This window comes from Agrobacterium sp. 22-214-1 (assembly GCF_053522465.1).
The window spans coordinates 1,389,085-1,413,474 of the sequence record NZ_JBNWCK010000001.1 but is presented as its reverse complement, the minus strand read 5'-3'; the positions used below and the strand labels follow the sequence as shown (position 1 = coordinate 1,413,474).

The 24,390-nt window shown below is 60.9% G+C and carries 21 protein-coding genes, 1 tRNA gene and 1 pseudogene; 13 read left to right on the top strand and 10 right to left on the bottom strand.

Going from position 1 to position 24,390, the window contains the following annotated elements:
* The first annotated feature begins 196 nt into the window (after positions 1-196).
* Positions 197-273 (top strand) — tRNA-His (locus ACQZ5G_RS07110).
* Positions 274-446: 173 nt separating this feature from the next.
* Here ACQZ5G_RS07110 and ACQZ5G_RS07105 read toward each other — a convergent pair.
* The 6 genes and pseudogenes from ACQZ5G_RS07105 to ACQZ5G_RS07080 form a co-directional block, all read right to left on the bottom strand.
* Positions 447-1,373: a dihydrodipicolinate synthase family protein gene (locus ACQZ5G_RS07105; RefSeq protein WP_448737311.1), complete on the bottom strand. Its 927-nt coding sequence runs from the start codon at positions 1,371-1,373 to the stop codon at positions 447-449.
* A gap of 132 nt (positions 1,374-1,505) precedes the next feature.
* Positions 1,506-2,789 (bottom strand): annotated as a pseudogene (locus ACQZ5G_RS07100) (TRAP transporter large permease); the annotation flags it as partial.
* A 21-nt stretch (positions 2,790-2,810) separates the two neighbouring features.
* The gene (locus ACQZ5G_RS07095; RefSeq protein ID WP_448737312.1) at positions 2,811-3,344 is read right to left on the bottom strand and encodes a TRAP transporter small permease subunit; all 534 of its coding nucleotides are present in this window, start codon (positions 3,342-3,344) and stop codon (positions 2,811-2,813) included.
* An 81-nt stretch (positions 3,345-3,425) separates the two neighbouring features.
* Positions 3,426-4,406 (bottom strand): TRAP transporter substrate-binding protein, encoded by a 981-nt coding sequence (locus ACQZ5G_RS07090; protein WP_448737313.1) that lies wholly within the window; start codon positions 4,404-4,406, stop codon positions 3,426-3,428.
* Between the two features lie 334 nt (positions 4,407-4,740).
* Positions 4,741-5,595, bottom strand: a complete 855-nt coding sequence (locus ACQZ5G_RS07085; RefSeq protein WP_035263057.1) for a D-amino-acid transaminase — start codon at positions 5,593-5,595, stop codon at positions 4,741-4,743.
* A 15-nt stretch (positions 5,596-5,610) separates the two neighbouring features.
* The gene (locus tag ACQZ5G_RS07080) at positions 5,611-6,384 is read right to left on the bottom strand and encodes a LamB/YcsF family protein (RefSeq protein WP_174056236.1); all 774 of its coding nucleotides are present in this window, start codon (positions 6,382-6,384) and stop codon (positions 5,611-5,613) included.
* Between the two features lie 174 nt (positions 6,385-6,558).
* On the opposite strand from ACQZ5G_RS07080, the gene pxpB reads away from it, so the two are divergent.
* The 8 genes from pxpB (at position 6,559) to ACQZ5G_RS07040 (ending at position 13,454) form a co-directional block, all read left to right on the top strand.
* On the top strand, positions 6,559-7,284 hold the full coding sequence (pxpB, locus tag ACQZ5G_RS07075) for a 5-oxoprolinase subunit PxpB (RefSeq protein ID WP_448737314.1): 726 nt from the start codon (positions 6,559-6,561) through the stop codon (positions 7,282-7,284).
* Positions 7,281-8,252: a 5-oxoprolinase subunit C family protein gene (locus ACQZ5G_RS07070; RefSeq protein ID WP_448737315.1), complete on the top strand. Its 972-nt coding sequence runs from the start codon at positions 7,281-7,283 to the stop codon at positions 8,250-8,252. The genes pxpB and ACQZ5G_RS07070 overlap by 4 nt, the downstream gene beginning before the upstream one ends.
* The gene (locus ACQZ5G_RS07065; RefSeq protein ID WP_448737316.1) at positions 8,249-8,893 is read left to right on the top strand and encodes a GntR family transcriptional regulator; all 645 of its coding nucleotides are present in this window, start codon (positions 8,249-8,251) and stop codon (positions 8,891-8,893) included. Before ACQZ5G_RS07070 ends, ACQZ5G_RS07065 begins: the two co-directional genes overlap by 4 nt.
* Entirely contained in the window at positions 8,890-9,837 is a 948-nt protein-coding gene (locus ACQZ5G_RS07060; RefSeq protein WP_142778707.1) for a hydroxyacid dehydrogenase, read from the top strand. The genes ACQZ5G_RS07065 and ACQZ5G_RS07060 overlap by 4 nt, the downstream gene beginning before the upstream one ends.
* Positions 9,834-11,075, top strand: a complete 1,242-nt coding sequence (locus ACQZ5G_RS07055; RefSeq protein WP_448737317.1) for a hydantoinase/carbamoylase family amidase — start codon at positions 9,834-9,836, stop codon at positions 11,073-11,075. The genes ACQZ5G_RS07060 and ACQZ5G_RS07055 overlap by 4 nt, the downstream gene beginning before the upstream one ends.
* Positions 11,076-11,087: 12 nt before the next feature.
* Positions 11,088-11,726, top strand: a complete 639-nt coding sequence (locus ACQZ5G_RS07050) for a GntR family transcriptional regulator (RefSeq protein WP_448737318.1) — start codon at positions 11,088-11,090, stop codon at positions 11,724-11,726.
* 100 nt (positions 11,727-11,826) lie between these two features.
* The gene (locus tag ACQZ5G_RS07045; protein ID WP_448737319.1) at positions 11,827-12,993 is read left to right on the top strand and encodes a M24 family metallopeptidase; all 1,167 of its coding nucleotides are present in this window, start codon (positions 11,827-11,829) and stop codon (positions 12,991-12,993) included.
* A 47-nt stretch (positions 12,994-13,040) separates the two neighbouring features.
* Positions 13,041-13,454: a VOC family protein gene (locus ACQZ5G_RS07040; protein ID WP_448737320.1), complete on the top strand. Its 414-nt coding sequence runs from the start codon at positions 13,041-13,043 to the stop codon at positions 13,452-13,454.
* Positions 13,455-13,534: 80 nt separating this feature from the next.
* On the opposite strand, the gene ACQZ5G_RS07035 is transcribed toward ACQZ5G_RS07040, so the two are convergent.
* On the bottom strand, positions 13,535-14,713 hold the full coding sequence (locus tag ACQZ5G_RS07035) for a M24 family metallopeptidase (RefSeq protein ID WP_448737321.1): 1,179 nt from the start codon (positions 14,711-14,713) through the stop codon (positions 13,535-13,537).
* A gap of 420 nt (positions 14,714-15,133) precedes the next feature.
* Between ACQZ5G_RS07035 and ACQZ5G_RS07030 the strand changes: the two genes are divergently transcribed.
* The 4 genes from ACQZ5G_RS07030 to ACQZ5G_RS07015 all read left to right on the top strand — a co-directional run bounded on the left by ACQZ5G_RS07030 (position 15,134) and on the right by ACQZ5G_RS07015 (position 18,131).
* Positions 15,134-15,757: a DUF1989 domain-containing protein gene (locus ACQZ5G_RS07030; RefSeq protein WP_448737322.1), complete on the top strand. Its 624-nt coding sequence runs from the start codon at positions 15,134-15,136 to the stop codon at positions 15,755-15,757.
* Complete coding sequence (locus ACQZ5G_RS07025) at positions 15,754-16,557, top strand: amino acid ABC transporter ATP-binding protein (RefSeq protein ID WP_004432658.1); 804 nt, start codon at positions 15,754-15,756, stop codon at positions 16,555-16,557. Before ACQZ5G_RS07030 ends, ACQZ5G_RS07025 begins: the two co-directional genes overlap by 4 nt.
* Before the next feature lie 5 nt (positions 16,558-16,562).
* On the top strand, positions 16,563-17,219 hold the full coding sequence (locus ACQZ5G_RS07020) for an amino acid ABC transporter permease (protein ID WP_004432660.1): 657 nt from the start codon (positions 16,563-16,565) through the stop codon (positions 17,217-17,219).
* Between the two features lie 123 nt (positions 17,220-17,342).
* Positions 17,343-18,131, top strand: a complete 789-nt coding sequence (locus ACQZ5G_RS07015; RefSeq protein ID WP_448737323.1) for a transporter substrate-binding domain-containing protein — start codon at positions 17,343-17,345, stop codon at positions 18,129-18,131.
* Positions 18,132-18,363: 232 nt separating this feature from the next.
* On the opposite strand, the gene atzF is transcribed toward ACQZ5G_RS07015, so the two are convergent.
* Genes atzF through ACQZ5G_RS07000 form a run of 3 tightly spaced genes read right to left on the bottom strand, consistent with a single transcriptional unit; the run spans position 18,364 to position 24,381 of the window.
* Positions 18,364-20,190, bottom strand: coding sequence for an allophanate hydrolase (gene atzF / locus ACQZ5G_RS07010; RefSeq protein WP_448737324.1), 1,827 nt, complete (start codon positions 20,188-20,190; stop codon positions 18,364-18,366).
* Entirely contained in the window at positions 20,190-23,726 is a 3,537-nt protein-coding gene (uca, locus tag ACQZ5G_RS07005) for an urea carboxylase (RefSeq protein WP_448737325.1), read from the bottom strand. The genes atzF and uca overlap by 1 nt, the downstream gene beginning before the upstream one ends.
* Positions 23,727-23,730: 4 nt before the next feature.
* Positions 23,731-24,381: an urea amidolyase associated protein UAAP2 gene (locus tag ACQZ5G_RS07000; protein ID WP_269828161.1), complete on the bottom strand. Its 651-nt coding sequence runs from the start codon at positions 24,379-24,381 to the stop codon at positions 23,731-23,733.
* Positions 24,382-24,390: the final 9 nt, after the last annotated feature.

Here is a 24,390-nt window from a genome sequence, read left to right as displayed (position 1 = left end):
CCGGTCCACCATCCGCCGGATGAATCGCCAAATAGAGTTAACATCAACAGGCCGCTGCGGCCTCTTTATGTCAGCCCGGCCCATTGAAAAGCACTTGCCTTTCTCAGCCTTTTTTCGCAAAATTCGAAGAGGCACTTGCAAATGGGGAAAACACCTTTTATGTCACCCCCCGTGACGCCGCTTCGGCGTTTCATGTGCGGTTGTAGCTCAGTTGGTTAGAGCGCAGGTTTGTGGCACCTGAGGTCGGTGGTTCGACCCCACTCAACCGTACCATTCCCCTCTCCCGATAAGTCTATATGTCACAGTGACTTACCGGGAGAGGGGAGTTTTCCCCATAGATCTGTTGTCCATGAGCTTTGTTGGGCTCGTCGCGAAGCGAGCAGAAATGCCGTTCCCGCATTGCCTCGCTGATCGGGTCCGTCACAACGGCTGTGAATTCACCTCCGTCAACGCAACAGGTCCAGTCTGCGCATCTGCCGTTCGATCAGCGCCTCGACTTCCTTCACGGCGAGCGCGCTCAGCGGTGCGCCTGGGCGGCGCTGGGTCGCGCTGGCGATGGCGCCGCGTTTTGCCAGAACATGTTTTCGCACGGCAAGGCCGAGACCGGGCTGTTGTTCATAGCGCATCAGCGGCAGATAGGCATCGAACAAGTCCTGCGCGGCTTCGTATCTGCCCTCATTGCTGAGACGGACGACATCCACCATCATTTCTGGATAGGCGAAACCGGTCATGGCGCCATCGGCGCCGCGCTGCATTTCCTCGGTCAGGAAAACACCGGCATTGCCGCACAGGATGGAGGTGCGGCGACGGCCTTTGGCCTCTGCTTCGCGCAGGTCGGTGATCTTTTGCAGGCCCGGCCAATCCTCATGCTTGAGCATGACGATGCTGGGATGGGCTTCGAAGATGACGCCCAGCGTTTTTGCGCTTATCTGAACGCCGGTGGAAAGCGGGAAGTCCTGCAGCACCACAGGCACGTCGGCGCCGACAGTCTCGACGACGTTACGATAATAGGCGACGATCTGCTCATCGGTACGCAGCGCGGGTGGCGGAGCGACCATGACGCCGGCGGCACCCAGATCCATGGCTGCCTTGGTCAGTTCGCCGATGGCGGCAAGGCCGGGTGCGGAGACGCCGACCACCACGGGTTTTCCTTCGGAACGTTTCAGCGTCAGCTTCGTGACTTCGATCGATTCCGCCTGGGTGAGCTTGGGTGCTTCCCCCATCATGCCGAGGATCGTCAGCCCGTCCGCGCCTTTTTCATAATAGAAGTTGACCATGCGGCCGATGCTTTCGCCATCGAGCGAACCGTCTTCGGCAAATGGTGTGCAGGCAATGACGAACACACCCTTGGTACTGGAATTTATGAGCGACATGACATGTTCCTATTTGAGCCGCCTGTGTTGCAAGGATTCTGTTCCAACTCGTGGAATTGACCGCAGCGGAGCCGGGTCTGGGGATGCCGGCCTTGCGCATTGGAGAGCGTGCTGGCCGGCAAACCGTTTGCGTCAATTATTCGCCAGCATATCCGGAACGATCGAAACGATTTCCGGGAAGACGGCGATGAGCAGGACGAAGGCGCACATGATGAAGAAGAACGGCATGGTCGCGCGGGTAATGCGGGCCATGCTGTCGCCGGTCAGGCGCTGGATGACGGTGAGGTTGAAACCGACGGGCGGCGAGACCTGCGCCATCTCCACCACGATGACGATGAATATGCCGAACCAGACCTTGCTGTAACCGGCCGCCATGACCAGCGGCAGGGTGATCGGCAGCGTCATGACGATGCAGCCCAGCCCTTCCATCACCGTGCCGAGGATGATGTAGAAGATCAGGAGCACGATGATGAGCATGAATGGCGAAAGGCCCCAGCCCTCGATGATGCCGGCGATATAGCGCGGCATGCCGAGATAACCGATGACGGTCGACAGGAACATCGCGCCGACCATGATGAGGCCGATCATGGCGCAGGAATCGGCCGCCTGTTTCGCCGCCTGCATGAGGTTCGAAAGGTTCAGCGTCTTCTGGAAAGCGCCGATAAGGATTGCGCCGCCGACGCCGACCGCGGCTGCTTCCGTCGGCGAGGCGATCCCGCCATACATCGAGCCGACCACGCCGATGATGAGCAGCAGCAGCGGTCCCAGATCCTTCAACGCCACCAGCTTTTCGATGAAGGTGGTGGGCGCGAGGGCCTCCCCGACGAGGGCCGGATTCATCAGCGCCCGGATGCCGATATAGCCCATATAGGATGCGGCCATCAGCAGGCCCGGCAGGATGCCCGCCATGAACAGCTTCAGGATCGATTCCTCCGCCATGACCCCATAGATGATCATGATCGTCGATGGCGGGATGAGAAAGCCCAGCGTTCCCGCCCCCGCAAGGCTGCCGGTGATGAGGTCGCGGTTATAACCGCGCGAAATAAGCTCCTTTGCGGTGATGCGCCCGACCGTTGCCGTGGTGGCCGCGGATGAGCCGCAGACGGAGGCGAAGAGCGTGCAGCCGAGAACGGTGATATGGGCAAGCCGGCCGGGCACATGCCGAAGCCAGGGGGCAAGGCCGGAGAACAGCGCTTCTGAAATCTTCGTTCGGAACAGGATTTCCGCCATGAAGATGAAGAGCGGCAGGGCCAGCATTTCCGGCGAAACCAGCGTGTTCCAGGTTTGTTGGGCCAGCAGCTTGAAAAGCGGCAAAGCGGGGCGATAGAGTGCGGCCAGCGCCGCCCCCGTGCCGACGAGGCCAAGGCCGATCCAGACCCCCGTACCCAGAATGAGCGTCATCAGGCCGAGCAGGCTGAAGGTGATCTTTCCCATGATTTATTCCAGTCCCGGGCCGGTTGAAAGTGTTTCGCCGCGAAGAAGCCGCAGGAACTGCGCCAGCATCTGCAAATTCAGGATGATCGCGCCGATTGCGAGCGCGCTCTGCGGATAGATGAGCGGAATGCGGATGACCGACGAGGAGGTTGAACCGCGCAGCGCGGACAGGACGGCCATGTCCGTCAATGCGACCGAAAGGGCAACGCAGATAACAAGGCCGACAAGGCATGCCACCATATCCAGCCGTCTTGCGCCGGTTGAAGAAAGCGCCTCGCCTATTGCGGTGACGCGGACATGCGAACCGGATTTCAGCGCGCTGGCGCCGGCGAGCATGAAGCTCGTGGCCATCAGGTAAGCGGCGACATCCCAGGCGAATGGCAGGGAGTAGCCGGCAAGGTTTCTGAGAAGGATTTCGCAGGCGATGAGAATGAAAATGCCGAGGAGAGACAGGGCTGCGAGCAGGTTTGCAGCCTCCGTCAACCGGTCGATCGGCGTTATGATGGCAGCGAATGTGGGATTGGCTGGATTTGTCATGATGTTTCTCCGGAGTGCGCAGAAGGAGGGGGACAGCCGGCCGGGATTGCTGGCTGCCCTTTCATTTCCGACGGGAGAAAGTCAGTTACGCGCCTTCAGATAGGCTTCGACATAGGGCGCGGCATCGGGCACGCGCTTGAGAAAATCGTCCCACAACGGCTTGGCGCGCTCGATGAGGGCGGCCTTGAGTTCGGGAGAAGGTGATGTGACGGTAATGCCCTTTTCCTTCAGGGTGGCGAGCTTGGTTTCGTCCTCGGCCCGGCTGACCAGCCAGAATTCGCCTTCGAGTTTCTTCGATGCCTGTTCGATCGCCGCCTGATTTTCTGGCGACAGGGCATTCCAGGCATCGAGATTGACGGTGACGATGTTGGAAGATGCCTGCCAGTTGAAGGTGCTCATGTTTTTCATGAACTCCCAGAAAGCGCCGTCGACGCCGGACGAAGAGGAGGTCGTGACACCGTTGATGGTGCCGGCGGCAAGCGACGGCACGACTTCGCCCCATGGCATCTGAACGGGAAGAGCGCCAAGGGCGTGGAAGAAATTATGGCCGTTGGCATCGACGACGCGAATCTTGAGGCCGTTGACGTCTTCAATTTTTTCGATCTGTTTCGGCGCATAGACGGCCTGTCCCGGCCACGGCACCATGTAAAGCAGCTTCTGGTTCATCGAGGTTGCGACTTCCTCGATCTTGGGGCGGAAGAATTTGTGCAGCAGCGCGAGGTCAGGCATCGTCGGGGCCAGATATGGCAGCGTCTCGACACCCAGTACCGGTGCTTCACCCACCTGCTGGCTCATCAGAATATCGGCGATGGGAACGATGCCGTCGCGCACGGCGGTCATGCCTTCCGGACCCTTGATACCGAGTGACCCGCCGGAATGCACGGTGATGGCGACCTCGCCATTCGTGATGGTCTTTACGGTTTCAGCGAATTTTACCGCGTTCTTGGTGTGAAAATTACCTTCCGGCCAGACGACCGACATGTCCCAGGCCGTTTCGGCGGTCGCGGAGGTTGCAAAGCCGGCAATCGTCAAAGCCAGCCCGGCGAGAACTGCGTTTTTCATGGTTGTGATCCCCTCACTTATTGTTTCCGGCTCACCCTGTCCCTTGGCGACAGGACGGCGCGGTTATTTTCGGTATACAGCACGTACTCCGAATGAAGGGGACTATATGGGCGTTTTTTGAGCGGCGCAATAAGGTGATTAATCTTTGTTCGATTTCGAGCGAATTCCCTTGCCGCCAGCCTTTGTGCCGGGCTGGCGGCAGTGGAATGCATTTCAGGGAAAGTACCGAAAAGGCGCGGATCGGCAGGCAGGGAGTTGCCGCTGTGTGCCGAATAAGGGGCCAGGCTTGCCGAGCCGCCGGGGGTGCGGCGGCTCGCTGAATGCGGGCTGAAAATCAGATCGCCGATGCGAGGCGGGTTTTTATGTAAAGCTCACGCAGTGTCTTCGAGACCGGGCCGGGCTTGCCGTCACCGATGATGGCTTCGTCGATCTTGACGACCGGCATGGCAAAATTTGTCGCCGATGTGATGAAGGCTTCGGCTGCATCCTTTGCCTCATCCACCGTAAAGGCGCGCTGTTCGACGGCAATGCCGGCGCCCTGCGCAAGATCGAGAATGCTTCCGCGGGTGATACCGTGCAGAAGTGCGTTGGAAAGTTCGCGCGTGACCAGCGTGCCGTCCTTTTTGACGATATGCGCATTGGCGGCGCTGCCTTCGGTCACGAAACCATCCTCCACCAGCCATGCATCGTCCGCGCCGCGTTTGAGCGCCTCCATCTTGGCCATCGAGGGGTAGAGAAGCTGTACCGTCTTGATGTCGCGCCGCTCCCAGCGCCAGTCCGGCATGGTGGCGATGGCAATGCCGGTTTCCGTACGCGGATTGTCCAGCACGGGTTTTGCCTGGGTGAACAGGGTTATCGTCGGCGTGGCATTGGCCGGAAAAGCGAAATCGCGATCCGCCACACCACGGGAGATCTGCAGATAGATCAGGCCTTCGTCCATGTGGTTGAGGCGAACAATTTCACGGTGAACGGCCAGAAGTTCCTCCGCTTCGAGCGGGCAGGTCAAGCCGAGTTCGGCGAGCGAGCGCTGAAGGCGGGCGCTGTGGCCGGCATAATCGATCAGCTTCCCGCCGATCACGGCGGTGACTTCATAAATGGCGTCCGCGAACAGAAAGCCGCGGTCGAAAACGGAAACCTTGGCGTCGGCTTCGGCAAGCCAGTCGCCGTTCAGATATACAATGCGTGTCAATGGAACGTCCCCGGATCAGGTGTTTGGTGTGGCGAAAGGAGCAAATTGCAGCCCGTGTCGGGCGAGCGACGAACGAAGGGCGCGCGCCATATCCACGGCGCCCCGCGTATCGCCGTGAACGCAGATGGTGGCGGCTTCCACCGGCAGTTTTTTTCCGCCCGTTGTCGGGATTACACCGTCGCAGACCATGGACAGAACCTGATCCACACTCTGGTTGGGATCGTGGATCACTGCACCCTGCATCTGCCGGGAGGTGAGCATTCCCGCATCGTCATAGGTGCGGTCGGCATAGACTTCGCAGGCAACGCGCAGCCCCGCTTTTTCGGCGGCCTTCATGGTTTCCGAATAGGGCAGCGTAATAAAGACCAGCGACGGATCCACCGCCTTGATGGCCCGGATGCAGACCTGCGCGAGATCTTGATCGACGGCGGCCATGTTGCCCAGCGCCCCGTGGGTTTTGACATGGGTGATGGGCCAGGAAAGCGCAGCCGCCATGCCCTGCATTGCGGCGATCTGGTAGATCAGCTGGGCCTCCACATCCTCGGGGCGCTCGCCGGATATACGACGGCGGCCGAAGCCGTAAATATCCATGAAAGACGGGTGGGCGCCGACTGCGATGCCCCTTGCCTTGGCGGCAAGAATGGTGTCGCGCATGACAGCCGGATCGCCGGCATGAAAGCCGCAGGCGATGTTTGCCGTGGTAATCAGCTCCATCATCGCTTCGTCTTCGCCCATGGTCCAGGCCCCGAAGCTTTCTCCCATATCGCAGTTCAGATCGATCGTCGCCATGGCCCCTCTTTCCGGGCGAGACGTTGCCCGGTCTCGTCCAGTTCATACGCGTGATATCAGGCAGCACGCATTCATTGCATCTTTTCATTGACATACAATTGGTATACTGAAATAGCAAGGAAGGATTGGCGGGAGAATCGAATTCGCATGCGTGGACGTGAGGGAGTGTAATCGATGGGCGGCAAATTTCCGCGCATTCTTGCTTGTGGTGACAGCGCCCTGTCCGTTGAACTCGCCGATACCATCGATGAAACGGTGAGCGAGCGCATCATCGCGCTTGCGGCAGATCTCGCTGCAACGCCCGTGAAGGGCATCGAGGAACTGGTGCCGACCTACCGGTCGCTCATGGTCATCTATGATCCGTCCGTCATTCGCGGCCATGCGCTTGACCGGGAGTTGCACCGGCGTCTGATGACGCTGACGGTGAACAGCGTTCCGGCCAGACGTTTCGATGTGCCTGTGGTTTATGGCGGATCGGTCGGGCTCGACCTGCAGGAACTGGCGGACATGAAGGAAATGACGCCTGCCGCCCTGATCGAGCTGCACGCATCCGCCGAATATCGTGTCTATATGATCGGTTTCGCGCCGGGTTTTGCCTATCTCGGCGGCCTGCCTGAACAATTGCATACGCCGCGTCTTGCCACGCCGCGTCAGCGGATCGAGGCAAGTGCGATTGGAATTGGCGGCAAGCAGGCAAGCATCAATTCCGTGCCGGGACCAAGCGGATGGCGCTTCATCGGCCGCACGCCGCTTCGGCTTTTCGACCCGCATCGCCCGGAGCCGTTTCTGTTGCAGGCGGGAGACCGGGTCCGTTTTCGACCGGTGAGCGAAAACGAGGCCGCAGAGCTCGACCGGGCGGTCGCCGCCGGCCAGCCTGTCATGGAGGCGCAGCTTTCATGAGTTTTCTCGTCATCCAGCAGATAGGGCCGATGGCCACTGTTCAGGATCTCGGCCGCAGGGGATTGAGCCATGCCGGTGTTTCGGGTTCAGGCCCGATGGATATGCCTTCTTTCCGAATTGCGAACGCGCTGGTCGGCAATGTCGAGAGCAGCGCGGCAATAGAATTTGGCGGCACCGGGGGCAGCTTTTCCGTTTTGCGGCCGGCACGCATCGCCGTGACCGGAGGCGCCGTCGATATCCGCCTCGGCAAACGAAAGCTGTCGCCATGGGAGAGCTATACTCTTTTGCCCGATGAGGTGCTTTCGATTGGCGCCCTGCGCGATTGCGTCTGGGGCTATCTCGCCGTCTCCGGCGGCGTTGATACCGTGCCGGTGCTCGGTTCGCGTGCCACCCATGTGCGAACGGGTCTCGGCGGTTACGAAGGGCGTCGTTTGCAGGCGGGTGACCGCCTGCCGCTCGGCCGGGATAATCCCGGCGTCAATCTGGCGCTCCGGCAACTCTGGCGGCGGTCCGGCGGTCCCGTCCGAATTGTTCCCGGCCCACAGGACGACTATTTCTCTGCCGAAACCCAGCGGGCTTTCCTGAAAGCCTCTTTCATCGTTTCGCCCGCCCGGGATCGCATGGCGCAGATGCTGGACGGACACGCCGTTCATGCCGAAGGCGGGCACGATATCGTCTCCGACGGAACCTGCGCGGGATCGATACAGGTTCCGGCGTCGGGACGGCCCATTGTGCTGATGGCGGAGCGCCAGACGACAGGCGGCTATCCGAAAATCGCAACGGTCGCCACCGTCGATCTGCCCCGGCTTGCGCAGGTTCCGAGCGGCCGACATGTCTCTTTCGCGGCCATTTCACGGGAAAAAGCAGAAGAGCTTCTGATTGCGGAGCGCACGGCCTTGCGCGAACGCCTGGCAAATCTGGTAGAAAAGCCGGAAACGGATGATGTTTCAGGAGGTATGCCATCATGAATCAGCCACTTGCAAAGCAGGCTTATGGGAAGATCATCGAAATGATCCTGTCCGGTGCGCTGACGCCGGGTGACGCTTTGCAGGAAGCGAAACTGGGTGATCTGCTGGACATGTCCCGGACGCCCGTGCGTGAGGCGATTAAGCGGATCGAGGCCGAAGGTCTCGCCACGCAGGAAGGACGATTTCTCAAGATCCGCCGGCTGAAGGCGGAAGAGGTCGAAGAGATTTTCTTCCTTCGTCAGGTGCTGGAGACCCATTGCGCCAGACAGGCGGCGATGGCCCGGCCGGAGCTTGGCGAGCTGGAAGCCCGGATACGGCATTTGCAACAGCATGGCCCCGGCGAGGACGATGAACAGCGCCGCGTGGACGATGCTTTCCACCGGACGCTCGCCCTTTCCACGGGCAGCGAGATGATGGTGAGCACGATCGAGGATTTGCGACGCCGTACCTGCATGTTCGACCATGCCCAGGTGCCGGATCGTTTTCTGAAAAGCTGTGACGAACATCTGGAGATGATTGCCGCCCTGCGCGCCGGCGAGGGGGAACGGGCAGGCTCGCTCATGGCCCGCCATATCGTTCACGCCCGCGACGCCATTCTTGAGAAACTGGAACAATTTCCCGAAAGGAACAGGGACGCATGAAATGCCTTATTGTCCAGCCTATTCATGCCGACGGCCTCGCCCTTCTGCGTGAGGCGGGGGTTGAACCGGTTTTGTGTCCAAAACCGGACATGACGACCGTGGCCGCAATGATCAAGGGTTGCGATGCCGTCATCACGCGCGATGCTGGCCTGTCCGCATCGGCCATCGAGGCCGGCGACAGGCTGCGGGTCATCGCCGTTCACGGCACGGGTCATGACGCTGTCGACAAGGAAGCGGCGACGGCGAAGGGTGTTCTGGTCTGCAATACCCCCGGCGCCAATGCCCGCTCGGTTTCCGAGCTGGCGCTCGGTCTGGCACTGGCTGCCGCAAGACGTATTCCCGCTGCCGACCGCAGCGAAAGGGCCGGGGTCCATGGCTTTCGCGAGACGGAGAGTTTTTCCGAATTGTCCGGCAAGACCGCCCTTATCGTCGGTTGGGGGGCGATTGGCGCCGGGCTCGGCCGGATGCTGAAGGCCGCTCTGGATATGCGGGTGCTGGTCTATTCGCCGCGGGTGGCCGATCTCGACGGCTTCGAACGGGCTGACAGTCTTGAAGACGGGCTGAGACAGGCCGATCTGATTTCCCTTCATACGCCGCTCCGTGCGGAAACACGCGGTCTGTTCGGAGAGCAGGCCATTTCAGCGGTGAAACCGGGCGCGATACTAATCAACACGGCACGGGCGGGACTGGTGGATGAGGCGGCCCTTGCCCGCGCCATCGAAACCGGACGCATAGCCGCAGCCGGGCTGGATGTTTATTCGCCTGGTGCGCCGACAGGCCCTCTGGCCGCCGGCGGCCGGGTGATTTTCACACCGCATCTCGGCGGCACGACGCTGGAAGCGCTTCGCCGCGTGGCTCTCGGCTCTGCAAGGCATGTTTTGACGGCGCTTGCGGGCGAACGCCCGGTCACCGCGCTCAATGCGCCGCAGGAGATGATGGCATGACGCAAGCCGTGATCGCAGAGACGGTCGACCGTCTGCTGGACCGCATCAATGCCATTTCAGCGGAAGGCCCCGGTTTTACCCGGCCTTCCTATAGTGCGCTGGAAAGCGAAGCGCATCAGGTGATTGCCGAAGAATGTGAAGCCCTCGGCCTCACTGTTACGCAAGATGCCGCACTGAACCTGTTTGCCCGGCTGCCCGGCAGAGACCGGCAGGCCACGCCGCTTTATATCGGCTCGCATCTCGATACGGTGCCGATGGGCGGTGCCTATGATGGCACGGCGGGTGTGGTGGGCGCCATGGCACTCGTCACCGCATTCGTGAAAAGCGGGCAGGCGCCGCCGGCAGATATTGTCGTGACGGTGACGAGAGCGGAGGAGAGCGTCTGGTTTCCAGTCTCCTATATCGGGTCGCGTGCGGCGCTTGGCCGGCTCACGGCGCCGGAAATGCAGGCGCGCCGCGCCGACAGCGGCAGAACACTCGCCGAGCACATGAAGGAACTCGGGGGCGACCCGGACGCCGTCCTGCGCGGGCCGGGATTGCCGCCGGCGCGTTTCGTGGAATTGCATATCGAGCAGGGGCCGGTGCTTGACAATGCCGGTGAGGCTTTCGGCGTCGTCGATGGCGTGCGCGGCGGCCTGCGTTACCGTGAAGCGCGGATTGAAGGGGTCTGGGCCCATTCGGGCGGCGCGCCGCGTGATGCCCGCTCGGATGCCGTTTTTGCCCTTGCGGATATCATCGTCGCCATGGACAGGACCTGGGAAGGAATTCTGGCGGAAGGGCACGATCTTGCCGTTACCTTCGGCCGGGTGGATGCGGCAAGCAGTGAACATGCTTTCGCCAAGGTTCCGGGCCGGGTGGATTTCTGCATCGATATCCGCAGCGCCGACGATGCGGTGCTGGACCGGGTGGATGGCATTTTCCGACAGGAAATCGAGAAGATCGAAAAACGGAGGGGCGTGCGCGTCGTCACTGGCGTCCAGTCCCGCAGCAAGCCCACCCGTCTGTCCTCCGCGCTTGGCCGGCAGATAGTCGTTGCGGCCGAACGGACCGGCATTTCGCCCCGGCAGATGTTATCGGGCGGTGGGCATGATGCGGCGGCATTTGCCCAGGCGGGATGGGAATCGGTGATGGTCTTTCTGCGGAACTGGAACGGCAGCCATAACCCGGATGAGGCCATGGATCCGGCCGATCTGGCGCATGCCGTTGATATTCTGCAACAGACCTGGTCGGCTCGGTAAAGGGGAGAGAGCATGAGCGAAAAGGAAACTTTGACCCAGCAGGCCTATACGGATGTCAAACAACGTATCCTGGAGGGGAAGTTCAAAGCCGGTGACGTTCTGACGGAGAGAGCCCTGGCGCTCGAATCCGGCATTTCCCGCACGCCGCTGAGGGCGGCAATCTCCCGGCTTGAAAAAGAGGGCGTGATTTCGCGGCTAGCCAATGGCGCATTGATGGTTCGGCCCGTCACGGTGGAGCAGCTGCTGGAAATCGTGCAGATACGGCGCTTGCTGGAGAGTGCTGCGGCGGCACGCGCCGCTGAGCATCCCTTTCCCGAGGCGCTCGAACATTCGCGGCAAATCATGCAGGCTTATGCGGATGGCAGGAACGTGGCCTTCGATCAGTTCTGGCTGGACGACGACCAGTTTCACGAGGCCGTGGCCGCTGCCGCCGGGCTTGAGCTTTTGCCTGCCATGCTGACCGAAATGCGCAGTATCGCCCGACGCTGCACCATCACCCGCACGCATGACCGTTTTGCCGAGCAGGCGCGCGAACATATTGCGGTTATCGACGCCATTGAGGCGCAGGATCCGCAGAAGGCTTCCGCCGCCATGGAGGCGCATTTCGAAAGCGTGAAAAGCCGTTTTCTGGGGTGGCTGAGCCGCCCCTGAAACCGGCAGCCGCCAGCGCTTTTTCTTTCTTCATTCCGGTCTTGAGACGCTTTTGCCGGCTTCTCATGCAAAAGCCGAGCACGACGATATGGACAGTTTCATGCAGGAATTCGCCGATTTGCAGGGGTGTGACGCCTCTTTCCCCAGGGAGGAGTTCGCCGCGAGGCAAGATCGTGCGCGCGCCGCCATCCGCAATGCGGGTCATGAAGCGCTCGTCGTCACCGGTCCTGAAAACATCTACTGGCTGACCGGGCGGCAGACGGCCGGATACTTCGCTTTCCAGGCATTGATCATGCCGGTGAATGGTCCGCCGACGCTTCTCGTCCGGCAGCTGGAACTGGCAGGATCCATCGCCAATACCTGGCTGGACGACGTCGTCGCCTATCAGGATGGCGGAAACCCGGCGGTCGCCTTGGTCGATCTCTTGAAAAAGCGGCATATCGAGCGGCCGGCCATAGAACTGGACGGCTGGTTTGTTTCTCCGGTACTTGCCGCAAAAATCGCGGAGCAGATGGGTGTTGCGTCCATCCCGGACGGTTCCTCCATTCTTTCGCCGCTGCGGACGATAAAGTCCGCAGCCGAGCTGGAGGCCATTCGGCTGGCGGCGGGTTACACCGAGGCGGGGCTTTCGGCCGGTATTGCCGCCTGCGCCGCCGGAACCGACGAAAACGCCATAGCCGCCGCCATGCTGGATGCCGCCACAAGGGCGGGCTCGGAAGTCATGGCCATGGAACCGCTCGTATCTTCCGGGCCGCGCAGCGGTTTGCCCCACATGACCTGGAGACGCCGCAAGCTTGAGAATGGCGACGCGGTTTTTCTGGAACTCGCCGCCTGCCATGCGCGCTATCACGCCGCGCTGATGCGTACCGTGTGGATCGGTTCTCCGCCCGCCGAAGCCCGGCGGATGATGGATTGCTCGTTGAAAGCCCTCGATGCGGCCCTGGCCGCCATTCGGCCCGGTGTTTCATGTGCCGAACCCCATGAGGCCGCGCAACGTGTGATCGACGCGGCAGGTTACAATTCCGCCTTCCGCAAACGCATCGGTTATTCCATGGGAACCGCTTTCGCGCCGGACTGGGGCGAAGGCGCGCTGTTGAGCCTGTTTACCGGCGTCGACAGGATAATCGAACCCGGCATGGTGTTCCACCTGCCAGCCACCCTGCGCAGCTATGGCGTGTGGACGGTTGGCGCATCCGAAACGGTCATCGTGACAGAGACGGGGGCCGAACCTCTCTCCAGCCTGCCGCGTGACCTGACCATACGCTGATGGCCCGATAGCGGCCATTTCCCTTTAAAGATTGAAAGGAGTCCGAAATGCGTTCACTTTTTCATCTTGCCTATCACGTCACCGACCTCGACGAAACGCGTCGCTTCTATGGCGGCGTTCTCGGCTGCGAGGAAGGCCGTTCCACCGATACCTGGGTGGATTTCGACTTTTTCGGCCACCAGATATCGATGCATCTGGGCAAACCGTTCGAGGTTACCCGGACCGGCAAGGTCGGCAATCACATGGTGATGATGCCGCATCTCGGTGTGGTCCTGCCTCTCGATGACTGGTTAGTGCTTTCGAAGCGTCTGGAAGATGCCGGCGTGGCCTTCGATATCCCGCCGGTGGTCCGCTTTGAAGGCGAGCCGGGGGAACAGCGCACCATGTTCTTCTTCGATCCGAGCGGCAATCCGATCGAGGTGAAGGGCTTTAAGGATTTCGACGGCGTTTTCGCCCACTAAAATAAAAGACAAGGGCGGCGGCTGATGGCCGCCCCCGATGAACTCTGTAGCCGCATGCCGACCGTCGCCTTGTCGGAAAATTACCACCAGTGGCTGGGCGAACGGGTCAGAAGCTCGTTGCCGTCGCGCCCGACGATGATGATATCCTCATAAAAAGCCGCGCCGACACCGTCGAGCGAAAGGAAGGATTCGATACCGAACACCATGTTTTCCTCGGCGATATCTTCAGGCTGCGACATGCTGGTTGAAATTCTCGGTTGTTCGAAGCCGAGACCGATGCTGTGACCATAAAACGGGAAGTTCTTCATGATGGCGGATACCGAGCCGCCAAAGGCCTGCGTCAGACGGTCGCCTTCGGCGGCGATATCGATGAGCTTCACGCCCGGCCGCATCATGTCGGAAAGACGATGAACGATATTGGCCGCGGCTTCGATCAGCCGTCGCTGGTCCGCTGTCGGTTTGCCGCATATGCCGGTGCGGCCGGGGTCGAGATAATAGCCCTGAAAAAATGCCGCATGGATGGTGCCGGTGACGATGTCGCCGGGCTTTGGTGTGTCCGCGCTATAGCCGGTCAGGGGAAAACGCTGGTCGAAACCCAGCGTTTCGCCATGGTTGCAACCGATCATCTGCAGCCGGCCGCCGCGCCGCACCACTTCACGGGCCGCTTCTCCCGCCGCTTCCTGCTCGGAAAGGCCGCCGGTCAGGCCTTCCATCAACCTGTTGAGGCCGGCCGTCGCGCCTTCGCCGGCAACGCGATAGCACTCCAGTTCCTTCAGGCTTTTGATGCGCCGGACGGAGCGGATCAGATCGTCCTCGGCTACCCACTCAATGTCTGGAGCGTCCTGAAGCAATTGCTGGTAATATTTGACGGGGATGAACTGCGTGCCGACGATTGCGACACGCCCTTTGATGCCCCTTTCGACCAGGGCTTTCGCCACGCTTCGGAAAGGATGGCTGGAACAATGCGTATTGCGGATAGAGACGAGATCGGTGCGCACTTCCGGCTCATCGATATGAAGCTGCGGCTCTTGGCCCTGCTGTAGAATGATCCCGGAAAAGGACCGGGCGGTCCATATCAGGGAATCCATGCCGCCGCTGATGGCGTAGTGGTTGGAAAGATAGAGTATGTCACCGCAATTGTCCGTTGTGCCGCCGCCCCGGCCGAAGACCACCGCTGTTTCATAGCCACGGCGCTGCATTTCCCGCAAAACCCGCTGCCAGCGGCTTTCATATTCCTCGATCGCAAAATACCGGATCACGCGTTCCACTCCATTCAATCTGCTGTTCTGCCGGGCGATCTTCGCGCGCCGATCCATCGGGACCTGCGGCAAACTCGGGCAGCATTTCCATCAATGCGCGGTCCTCCCGGAGAAGCCCGCATTCGCGGACTTACGACCGGAAGACTGTCGGGTCGAATTTTTAGGTACACCAAACGTATCCCGTGATTGATGGCAGTGCAAGCGAATGATGCGGGAGGCATAAATGATGCAATTTTGTGCATTTTACTGCTCGTTTTATGGCTGTTTAGCCTAATAAATTTGCTATAAATAGTTGAAAATCTTTATTGAATTCCGTTGGTATACTGAATATAAATTGTTTCGACCGAGCGGTGTCGATCCGGGCCTATCGCCTGCTTGCCGCCGTCTCACCGGTTTCAGCATTCCTTCCAACGGTGCCCGATGACTGAAAATGTGCAGAATTTATTGGCAGGTCATGGCGCAGCCTATCGCATGCTGGCCGGCGAGATCGCCATCGTTACGAATTCCCACGGAAATCAGGTCGTGGATGCGTGGGCTGTTGCGGCAGCCGATCCATCCGAGATCAGCTCGATGGATCATACGCGCTCGGTAAACAGCAATATTTTCATCGAGCGCGGCATGGGTGTCTTCAGCAACCGCAGAAGAGCCATGATGACGCTGGTGAGCGACAGTGCCGCCCTGCGGCATGATACGCTGCTCTGCCCATGCAATGCGGATCTTTACCGGCAACTGGGATGCGAGGGTTTTCATCGCAGCTGTTCCGGAAATTTCCATGAGGCGCTGGCGGAGAAGGGTGTTGCCGTCGCCCAGACGCCGGCATCTCTCAACCTTTTCATGAATGTGGCGGTGAACGCCGATGGCAGTCTCGACCGTCGCCCGCCGGCGTCCGCTGCGGGTGACCATGTGGCACTGAGGGCCGAGATGGATTTGCTGCTCGTGCTGTCCGCCTGTCCGCAGGACATTACGGAGATCAACGGTGTGGACCGCACACCGAGGGATGTCGCGGTGCAGATCGTCGATGAATACAAGGAGACGACCCCATGACCGGACCGGTTTTGAACCTGCGGGATATCCGCAAGAGCTTCGGGGAAAACGAGGTTCTGAAAGGCGTCTCACTCAGTGTCGAACCGGGTGAGGTCGTATCCATCATCGGCGCGAGCGGTTCGGGCAAGAGCACCTTCCTGCGTTCGATAAACGGTCTGGAAATGCCTCAGTCGGGTTATCTCGAATTCGAGAACCTGTCTTTCGATTTTCGGCCGGAATCGCGATTTTTCCCGACGCCCTCGCAGCTGCAGGCCCTGCGCGCCCGCGTCGGCATGGTGTTTCAGAGCTACAATCTCTGGCCGCATATGACGGTTCTGGAAAATGTCATCCATGCTCCGGTCCGGCTGCTGAAACGACCCAAAAACCAGGCTGTCGAAGAGGCGGAGGCCCTGCTTTCCCGCATCGGCCTTTATGAGAAACGCCACAGCTATCCGGCACGCCTGTCCGGCGGCCAGCAGCAGCGCGTCGCCATCGCCCGGGCGCTCGCCATGAAACCGCGCCTGATGCTTTTCGATGAGGTGACCTCCGCGCTCGATCCCGAACTTGTCCATGAGGTGCTGGTGCTGATGGCTTCGCTGGCCGCGGACGGCATGACCATGCTGCTGGTGACCCATGAAATTGCCTTTGCCCGCGACGTTTCATCGCGTGTGCTCTTTTTCGACAAGGGCGTCATCGCTGAAACCGGCGCACCCGACATTCTTCGCAATCCGCAGAGCGATCGTCTGCGGCAATTTCTTCACCGCATTTTGCATGACCAGCTTGCCCCCAGCGGTGCAGCAGATGGCGCCGGGGGAGCGTGACGACGATGGCGAATTTTATCGACGAAGTGCAGCTTTACGGTCCGGGCTTTCTGCTGGCTGCCTGGACGGTGTTCTGGTTGACGATCCTGACCATTATCGTCAGCTGGGGCTGCGGCCTGCTTGCGGCGCTCGGCCATCGTTCGCCGTGGCGCGCGGTGCGTGCCGCCTCCGCCTTCTACGTCTGGTTCGTTCGCGGCACGCCAACCCTGATCCAGGTCTTCATCATCTATTTCGGCCTGCCGCAATTCGGCGTGAAGCTCTCGCCCTTCACCGCCGGCGTGCTGGCGCTCGGCGTCAATAGCGGCGCCTATGTTGCGGAAATCATCCGGGGAGGCCTGTCCGCCATCCCGCGCGGGCAGACGGAATCGGCTCTGGCGCTGGGGTTCAGCCCGGCGGAAACCATGCGCAGCATTATCCTGCCGCAGGTATTCCGCATCATCCTGCCTTCGGTCACGAATGAAGCCATTTCGACGTTGAAGAATACATCGCTGCTGTCGACGATCACTGTCGTGGAGCTGACGCTTTATGCCCAGACGCTGATTGCCGCAACATTCAGGCCTTTCGAGTTCTACATCGCCGTGGCCGTCATCTATCTCCTGCTTACGACGGTGCTGACACAGCTCGCAGCCTTGCTGGAACGCCGTTATGCCCTTTCAAGCTGAGGCCCCGACGGTTCTCAGCAATGCCTGAAATATCCGGCGGAGCGATCCGCAGGATCGACTGCGGGTGACGCCAATGCCGCCTGACGAACAGGAAAATGCAAAAAATCAAAAAGGGAACGAGTCATGAAAATCAAATCTATCGCATTTGCCGTCGCCGCACTCGCTGCGACCATCACCAACGCTCCGGCATTTGCCGCAGAGCTTGAATTGCTGGAGCCCGGGAAGCTGCAGGTCGCAACGGAAGGAACCTTTTCGCCCTTCAGCATGCGTGCCCCGGATGGAACGCTCGACGGTCTGGAAATCCGTGTGATGAAGGAAGTGGCAAAGCGCCTCGACCTCACCTACACGCCGGTTCTGATCAAATGGGACTCCCTGCTGGTCGGTCTTCAGGCGGATCAGTACGATATCATCAGCGCTTCCATGGATATAACCGAAGAGCGACAGAAGCGCGTTACCTTTGCCAATGGCTGGCTGGAATCGGGCGGTCGCATCGTCGTCCAGAAAGGCTCGGCCATCAAAAGCGCCGCTGATCTCAAAGGCAAGACCGTCGGTGCGCTCGTCTCTTCCACCTTCGCAAAAATCGCCGAGGAAAAGGGTGCGGTCGTCAAAGGATACAAGGCTGAATCGGACGCGATGCAGGACCTCGTCAACGGCAATATCGACGCGACCATTACCGATGCGATCGCCGGTGCATGGGCGATCAAGAACTCCGGCCTTCCCCTCGAAATGACACCGGATTTCGTCAGCCACGTCCAGAAAGGTTTCGCCATCAAGAAGGGCAAGCCCGAGCTGGTGAAGGCGGTGAACAAGGCGCTCGCCGACATCGTGGCCGACGGCACCTATGCGAAACTGACCGTGGAACTCGTGGGTTTCGATCCGGCGCCGAAAGACCCGATCAAGAGCCTCGAATAAGCGCCCGGTCGCTAAGACCGCCTCCCGGTTGGCGGGGGCAAGGAGCGTTCAGGATCGAACAGGCGAAGATAGTGTCGCCTGTTCGATCTGGCGTCTCCGATGCCCGGAACGGCGATTGCGATGAAACCGGACTTAGCCGTTTCGACGTCCTCGGCCCCAATACATTCCGGCTCGCGCAGTCAAAAGCATCACCGTTGCTCGCCGGAGGACGCCCAGATATTTTGAGAAAATGTCACGCATGGCTTTTCCTTTCTTCTTGTTTGATCGACCGGATATAGGCGCGCCACCCGCCAAGGCCTGTCACTTCCACAGCACCCTTGAGCGCATGGGGTTCGCACAGGAAGCCGGAGATTTGTGATCCGTCGTCCAGCGTCACCTTGCCGATGCCAAGGGGAGCGGGAATGTTCTGCACGAAACGTCCGAAGGCTTCGGGCGTCACCCTCCAGACCTCCACCTCCAGACCCGCGCCTTTAAAGCCGGGCTCCCGCAGCAGGCCGGGTTTCGGTGGAACGGTATTCGGCAAGACGAACAGCCGGTAGTCGCCGGCCGTGCGGCAGGATTTCATCAGCCGGCCGCCGGGGCCTGTGAGTTCGTGATTGAGCGGCATGCCGGTGAGATGGGCGCCGACGACGACAATCGGCACCAGCCCGCCATCGGTATCCGTCACTTTCGAAGCCTCTGGCAAGGCAGCCTTGCGGTCCCTGCCCATGCCCGGCTGCAATGCGCGGTGCAACATATCGGCAAACGGCGCCAGCGCATCGTCGGAAAAAGCCGGGCCGAACAGGGTGACACCCGCCGGCAAATGATCCGCGGCATCGAAGCCCGCGGGAACAGCGATGGCCGCATAACCGAACAGATTGGCGAAATTGGTATATCGCCCGAAATGGCCGTTCTTCGCGATCGGATCTGCGCGCATCTCCTCCACCGTGTAGGTGGTTGGGGAAGTCGGCAGCATCAGCGCGTCGGCTTTTGCCCATTCCGCCGACGCCTTCTGGCGAAGCGCCTCGAGCCCGTATAGTCCCTCGAAGGCGTCGACGGCATCGTATCGCCTTGCCCCCTCGATGATTGCCCTTACGGTGGGATCGAAATCGTCGGCATTGGTCGCCAGGAAATGCTTCACCGCCGCCAGACGCTCGGCCACCCACGGGCCGTTATAGAGCAGCTCGGCGGCCTGACGGAACGGCGCATAGTCGAAGGAGACGATGTCTGCGCCGAGCATTTTCGCTTTTTCGATAGCCGCGTCATAAAGCGCCTCGAAAGCGGCATTGCCGAAAAATTCCCGTTCCCCGGGCTCAAGCACGCCAATGCGCAGCCCGGCAGCTGGCAGGGCGGCCGGCTTTGCCCTGCGCGAGAAGGGATCGGCGGAGTCATAACCCTCCATGACCCTGCGCACGGCTACACCGTCGCCCACCGTCGCGGAAAAAACGGTCACGACGTCCACCGAGCGGCATGCGGGTACGACGCCGACATTCGGCACCAGTCCGGGCGTAGGCTTGATACCGACAATATTGTTGAAGGCCGCGGGCACGCGGCCGGAACCGGCCGTATCCGTGCCGAGCGCGAAACTGGCAAGGCCAGACGCCACCGCCACGGCGGAGCCGGAGGACGAGCCTCCCGACACATAGGCCCTGTCGAACACCGATCGCGGAGCGCCGTGCGGCGAGCGTGTGCCGTTGAGCCCGGTGGCGAACTGGTCGAGATTGGTCTTGCCGATGACGATTGCGCCTGCGGCCTTCAGCCGGGCGATGACGGTCGCATCCTGTTGCGGCCGGTAGGCAAAGGCCGGGCAGGCGGCCGTCGTCGGCAGGTCGGCCACGTCGATATTGTCCTTGACGGCAAAAGGTACGCCCCACAGCGGCAGGCTGTTGGCCATGGGCGCGCGGGCCAGAAGGTCGCGGGCGGCGGCGCGCAGATCCTCGTCCGGCGTCTTCGTTATGAAGATCGCCGGATCGTCCGACGCCTCGATGCGAAGAATTATCTCCTCGACGAGATCGAGCGGGCTCAGCCCCTTCGAATAGGCATCTTTCAGCGACGCGATATCGAGAATGATCGGCAACATTACATGGCCTCCAGAACGACCAGCACGTCGCCGGCCCTGACATTGCGGCCCGGCCCGGCGCGGAGATCGCGCACCTTGCCCGCGGCGTGCGCGTTGACGGTGATTTCCATCTTCATGGATTCGATGATGGCGAGCGTTTCTCCGGCCGCCACCTTCTGCCCTTTTTCCACGAGCACCTTCCAGACATTGCCCGGCACGGCACTTTCAATGCCGAAGCAGCCGTCGGGAATATCGCCCCCGAGGCCGGGACCGACGCCTTCATCGACAACGAAACTGTCGAGCCCCTGATCTTTCCAGCGTTGGCGTTCCGCCTCGAAGGCGGCCTGCTGGCCCGCCTTGAATGCGCCGATTGCGGCGGCATTCTTCTGAAGCTCCGCCTCGTAATCCGCATAGGAAAACTCGCCCTCTTCGATACGGACGGGATAACCCCCATGGGGAAAGGCGGCGCGGGCTTCGGTCAATTCGCCGTGGCTGACGGGAAAGAAACGGACCCGATCGAAGAAATCGAGCAGCCAGGGTTTGTCCTTGCCGAAGACCGGGGTTTGCCGCCACGTATTCCACATCTGGATGGTGCGCCCGAAGAGCTGATAGCCGCCCGGTCCCTCCATGCCGTAGATGCACATATAGGCGCCGCCGATGCCGACGGCGTTTTCCGGCGTCCAGGTGCGCGCCGGATTATATTTCGTCGTGACGAGGCGATGGCGCGGGTCGAGAGGCGTGGCAACCGGGGCGCCGAGATAGACATCGCCAAGCCCCATGACGAGATAGGAGGCGTCGAAGATTTTGTCTTTTACCGCCTGTTCGTCATCCAGACCGTTGATGCGGCGGATGAATTCGATGTTCGAGGGGCACCAGGGCGCATTGGGGCGCACCAGTTCCTGATATTTGCGCATCGCCAGCGCCGCATCCGGATCGTCCCACGACAGCGGCAGCCAGACGGTGCGGCTCGGCACCTTCACCGAGTGAACGGAAGGCATGCCGCTTTCGATTTCGGAAAGAAGGCCGAGCAACCGGCCACGCCTCACATGCGATCCATCGTAGTGAATTTGCAACGAGCGGATGCCGGGGGTCAGGTCTATCAGGCCGGGAACGCCGGCTTCCCGCACCGCCTGCATCAAAAGATGGCTGCGAAGGCGCAGGCTGACATCGAGCTGCATCGGCCCATATTCGACAAGCAGGTTGTCATCGCCCTGCCGGCGATAAACGACCGGAACCTCGCCGTCATCGCGATGGCCGAGAATGGGAGAGCCGGCATTGTCGCCAATGCGTTTGACGATGGGGCCGGCAATGGGATCTTCCGCCCGCGCAACCGGATGGAAGCGGATTTTGTCGCCCGGTTTGAACTGTCCCATCTTCCATTGCTCATCCGCGGCAATCACCGCCGGGCAAACGAAGCCGCCGAGGGACGGGCCGTCTGGCCCGAGAATGATCGGCATGTCGCCCGTAAAATCGATGGCGCCGATGGCATAGGCATTGTCATGGAGGTTCGAGGGGTGAAGCCCGGCTTCCCCGCCGTCCTCGCGCGCCCATTTCGGCGCAGGACCGATGAGGCGTATACCCGTGCGGGCAGAATTGAAATGCACCTCATATTCGGTCGCAAACAGGGTCTCGATATCGTCCTCAAGGAAAAAATCCGGCGCGCCATGGGGCCCGTAAAGCACGCCCACCGACCATTCACGGGTCAGGTCGGCAGGTTCGGAGGCGGCTTTCGCATCGGCTTGGGGCGCGCGGGCGAGGCGAAGAACGTGGCCGGCGCGCAAGGTGCCGGTGGCGTTGCCGCCGAACTGACCAAGCCCGAAAGTGGCGCGCGAGCCGAGCACGACCGGCGCGTCAAAACCGCCGGCCACCGTCAGATAGGCCCGCTGCCCCGCACCGCCGCTCTGGCCGATGGTAAGCGTCTGCCCGGCCCTGACCGTGATCGGGGTGTTATGCGGGACGGGTTCGCTGTCGCACGTCATCGGCATTTCCGCGCCGGCAAGCGCCACCGTCACATCCGCAAAGAACTTGAGCACCGGCCCGGAAACGGTGATTTCCAGAGCCGCGGTGTGGTCGTGATTGCCGACCAGCCGGTTCGCATGACGGAAGGAACGTTCGTCCATCGGTCCGCTCGGCGGCACCCCGACATGCCACAGGCCGAGACGGCCAGGCAGTTCCTGAAGGCTCGATTGCGCTCCCGGTGCAATGACCTCGACGACATCCGGCACGAAGGGAAAATCCTTCAGCGCCGTGGTCGCGACATTGCCGGTCCGGAAAAGGCTGGAGCCGGCAATTGCCCTGAGATAGTCGAGATTGGTCTCGATGCCTGAAATCGCGGTGTGCGACAGGGCGGCGCCGAGACTGGCGATCGCCGCGTTGCGATCCGCCCCCGTGACGATGATCTTGGCCAGCATGGGATCGTAAAAAGGCGTTACCTCCGTGCCGGTCTCTATCCAGCCGTCGACCCGGACATCTTCGGGAAAAACCACCTCGGTCAGAAGCCCGGCGCTCGGGCGAAAATCGGCATGAGGCATTTCCGCATAGACACGCGCCTCGATGGCCGCCCCCTTCGGTATCAGCTCCTCTACGCCGGTCAGGACATCGTCGCCGGCGGCCTGACGGATCATCCATTCCACCAGATCGATGCCGAAGACGGCTTCGGTCACCGGATGCTCCACCTGCAGCCTCGTATTGACCTCCAGGAAATAGAATTCCTCGCGGGCCGGATCGTAAATGAACTCGACCGTGCCGGCGGAGCGATAATTCACCTGTTTTCCCAGCGAGACGGCCGCCGCGTGCAGGCGCGCCCGAACCTCATCGGAAAGCCCGGGGGCGGGTGTCTCCTCGATGACCTTCTGGTTGCGGCGCTGAAGCGAGCAGTCGCGTTCGCCAAGCGCGATCACCCGTCCCTTGCCGTCGCCGAATATCTGCACTTCGACATGGCGGGCCTTCGCCACGAACCGCTCCAGATAGACCCGGGCGTCGCCAAAGCTCGCTTTCGCCGTGCGCTGCACGCTCTCGAAGGCCGCTTTCAGCGCGGCATCGTCGGCGCAGAGCTGCATGCCGATGCCGCCGCCGCCGGCGGTGGATTTCAGCATGACCGGATAACCGACGGCTTCCGCGGCGGCGAGCGCCTCTTTGACCGAGCCAAGCAGACCGGAGCCCGGAAGCAGCGGCACACCGCTTTTCTGCGCCAGTTCCCGGGCGGTGTGCTTCAGGCCGAAATCGGCGATGTTTTCCGGCGTCGGGCCGATGAAGACGATGCCTTCAGCCGCCAGCCTTTCGGCAAAGCCGATATTTTCGGAAAGAAAGCCATAACCGGGATGGACTGCTTCCGCCCCGGTCTTTTTGCAGGCGGCAATCACCGCTTCGACATCGAGATAACTTTCTGCGGAGGGCGCCGGCCCGAGGCGTATCGCTTCGTCGGCCGTCAATGCCGCCCTGGCGAAGCGGTCGGCATCGGAATAGACCGCGACGGAGGCAATACCCATGTCCCGCAGCGTTCTGATGATGCGGACGGCGATTTCACCACGATTGGCGATGAGAACTTTCTTGAACATCGGCTCAATCCTCCTCGTTCCAAACGAGCACCCGGATCGGCGTCGGATCGAAACCATTGCAGGGATTGTTGATCTGCGGGCAGTTGGAAATGACCAGCAGCACGTCCATCTCGGCCACCAGTTCAACGTAGTCGCCGGGCGAGGAAATGCCGTCCACGATGGTCATGCCGCCATTGGGCGAAATGGGCACATTCATGAAAAGGTTGATATTGGAAACGACATCGCGTTTGCCCATGCCGTATCTGGCGACCTCGGCGACGAAATTGTCCCGGCAGGCGTGAAGATATTTCGTTCCATGGCCGAAACGCACCGTGTTGCTTTCGCAGGAGCAGGCGCCGGCGGAGGTATCGTGACGGCCGCAGCTGTCGGCGGTCACGGTCAGCATTACCCGACCCTCGCTCGACATGATTTTCGTGCCGGTCGAAATATAGGCCGCGCCCTGCGCCCTCACCGTATCCTGACTGGAGTAGCGTTCGGAAAAGTCTCGAGCATTGTAAAACAGCGTATCGATGGCCTGCTGGCCGTAAGTGTCCTCGATGCGAACCGTGGCGCCCTTGCGGATGAAGGTGGAGAAGGGTTTTTCAGCCGGGACGTAGTGGTTTTGCGCTGCATTTTCAGATGTGCGCGACGAAACGGTTTCAATGAAATCGGTCATGTTCGTTTC

Bases quoted from the DNA above. Each gene is read 5' to 3' on its own strand.
- ACQZ5G_RS07105 (WP_448737311.1), bottom strand. From the start codon at position 1,373: ATGTCGCTCATAAATTCCAGTACCAAGGGTGTGTTCGTCATTGCCTGC.
- ACQZ5G_RS07095 (WP_448737312.1), bottom strand. From the start codon at position 3,344: ATGACAAATCCAGCCAATCCCACATTCGCTGCCATCATAACGCCGATC.
- ACQZ5G_RS07090 (WP_448737313.1), bottom strand. From the start codon at position 4,406: ATGAAAAACGCAGTTCTCGCCGGGCTGGCTTTGACGATTGCCGGCTTT.
- ACQZ5G_RS07080 (WP_174056236.1), bottom strand. From the start codon at position 6,384: ATGGCGACGATCGATCTGAACTGCGATATGGGAGAAAGCTTCGGGGCC.
- pxpB (WP_448737314.1), top strand. From the start codon at position 6,559: ATGGGCGGCAAATTTCCGCGCATTCTTGCTTGTGGTGACAGCGCCCTG.
- ACQZ5G_RS07070 (WP_448737315.1), top strand. From the start codon at position 7,281: ATGAGTTTTCTCGTCATCCAGCAGATAGGGCCGATGGCCACTGTTCAG.
- ACQZ5G_RS07065 (WP_448737316.1), top strand. From the start codon at position 8,249: ATGAATCAGCCACTTGCAAAGCAGGCTTATGGGAAGATCATCGAAATG.
- ACQZ5G_RS07060 (WP_142778707.1), top strand. From the start codon at position 8,890: ATGAAATGCCTTATTGTCCAGCCTATTCATGCCGACGGCCTCGCCCTT.
- ACQZ5G_RS07055 (WP_448737317.1), top strand. From the start codon at position 9,834: ATGACGCAAGCCGTGATCGCAGAGACGGTCGACCGTCTGCTGGACCGC.
- ACQZ5G_RS07050 (WP_448737318.1), top strand. From the start codon at position 11,088: ATGAGCGAAAAGGAAACTTTGACCCAGCAGGCCTATACGGATGTCAAA.
- ACQZ5G_RS07045 (WP_448737319.1), top strand. From the start codon at position 11,827: ATGCAGGAATTCGCCGATTTGCAGGGGTGTGACGCCTCTTTCCCCAGG.
- ACQZ5G_RS07040 (WP_448737320.1), top strand. From the start codon at position 13,041: ATGCGTTCACTTTTTCATCTTGCCTATCACGTCACCGACCTCGACGAA.
- ACQZ5G_RS07030 (WP_448737322.1), top strand. From the start codon at position 15,134: ATGACTGAAAATGTGCAGAATTTATTGGCAGGTCATGGCGCAGCCTAT.
- ACQZ5G_RS07025 (WP_004432658.1), top strand. From the start codon at position 15,754: ATGACCGGACCGGTTTTGAACCTGCGGGATATCCGCAAGAGCTTCGGG.
- ACQZ5G_RS07020 (WP_004432660.1), top strand. From the start codon at position 16,563: ATGGCGAATTTTATCGACGAAGTGCAGCTTTACGGTCCGGGCTTTCTG.
- ACQZ5G_RS07015 (WP_448737323.1), top strand. From the start codon at position 17,343: ATGAAAATCAAATCTATCGCATTTGCCGTCGCCGCACTCGCTGCGACC.
- atzF (WP_448737324.1), bottom strand. From the start codon at position 20,190: ATGTTGCCGATCATTCTCGATATCGCGTCGCTGAAAGATGCCTATTCG.
- uca (WP_448737325.1), bottom strand. From the start codon at position 23,726: ATGTTCAAGAAAGTTCTCATCGCCAATCGTGGTGAAATCGCCGTCCGC.
- ACQZ5G_RS07000 (WP_269828161.1), bottom strand. From the start codon at position 24,381: ATGACCGATTTCATTGAAACCGTTTCGTCGCGCACATCTGAAAATGCA.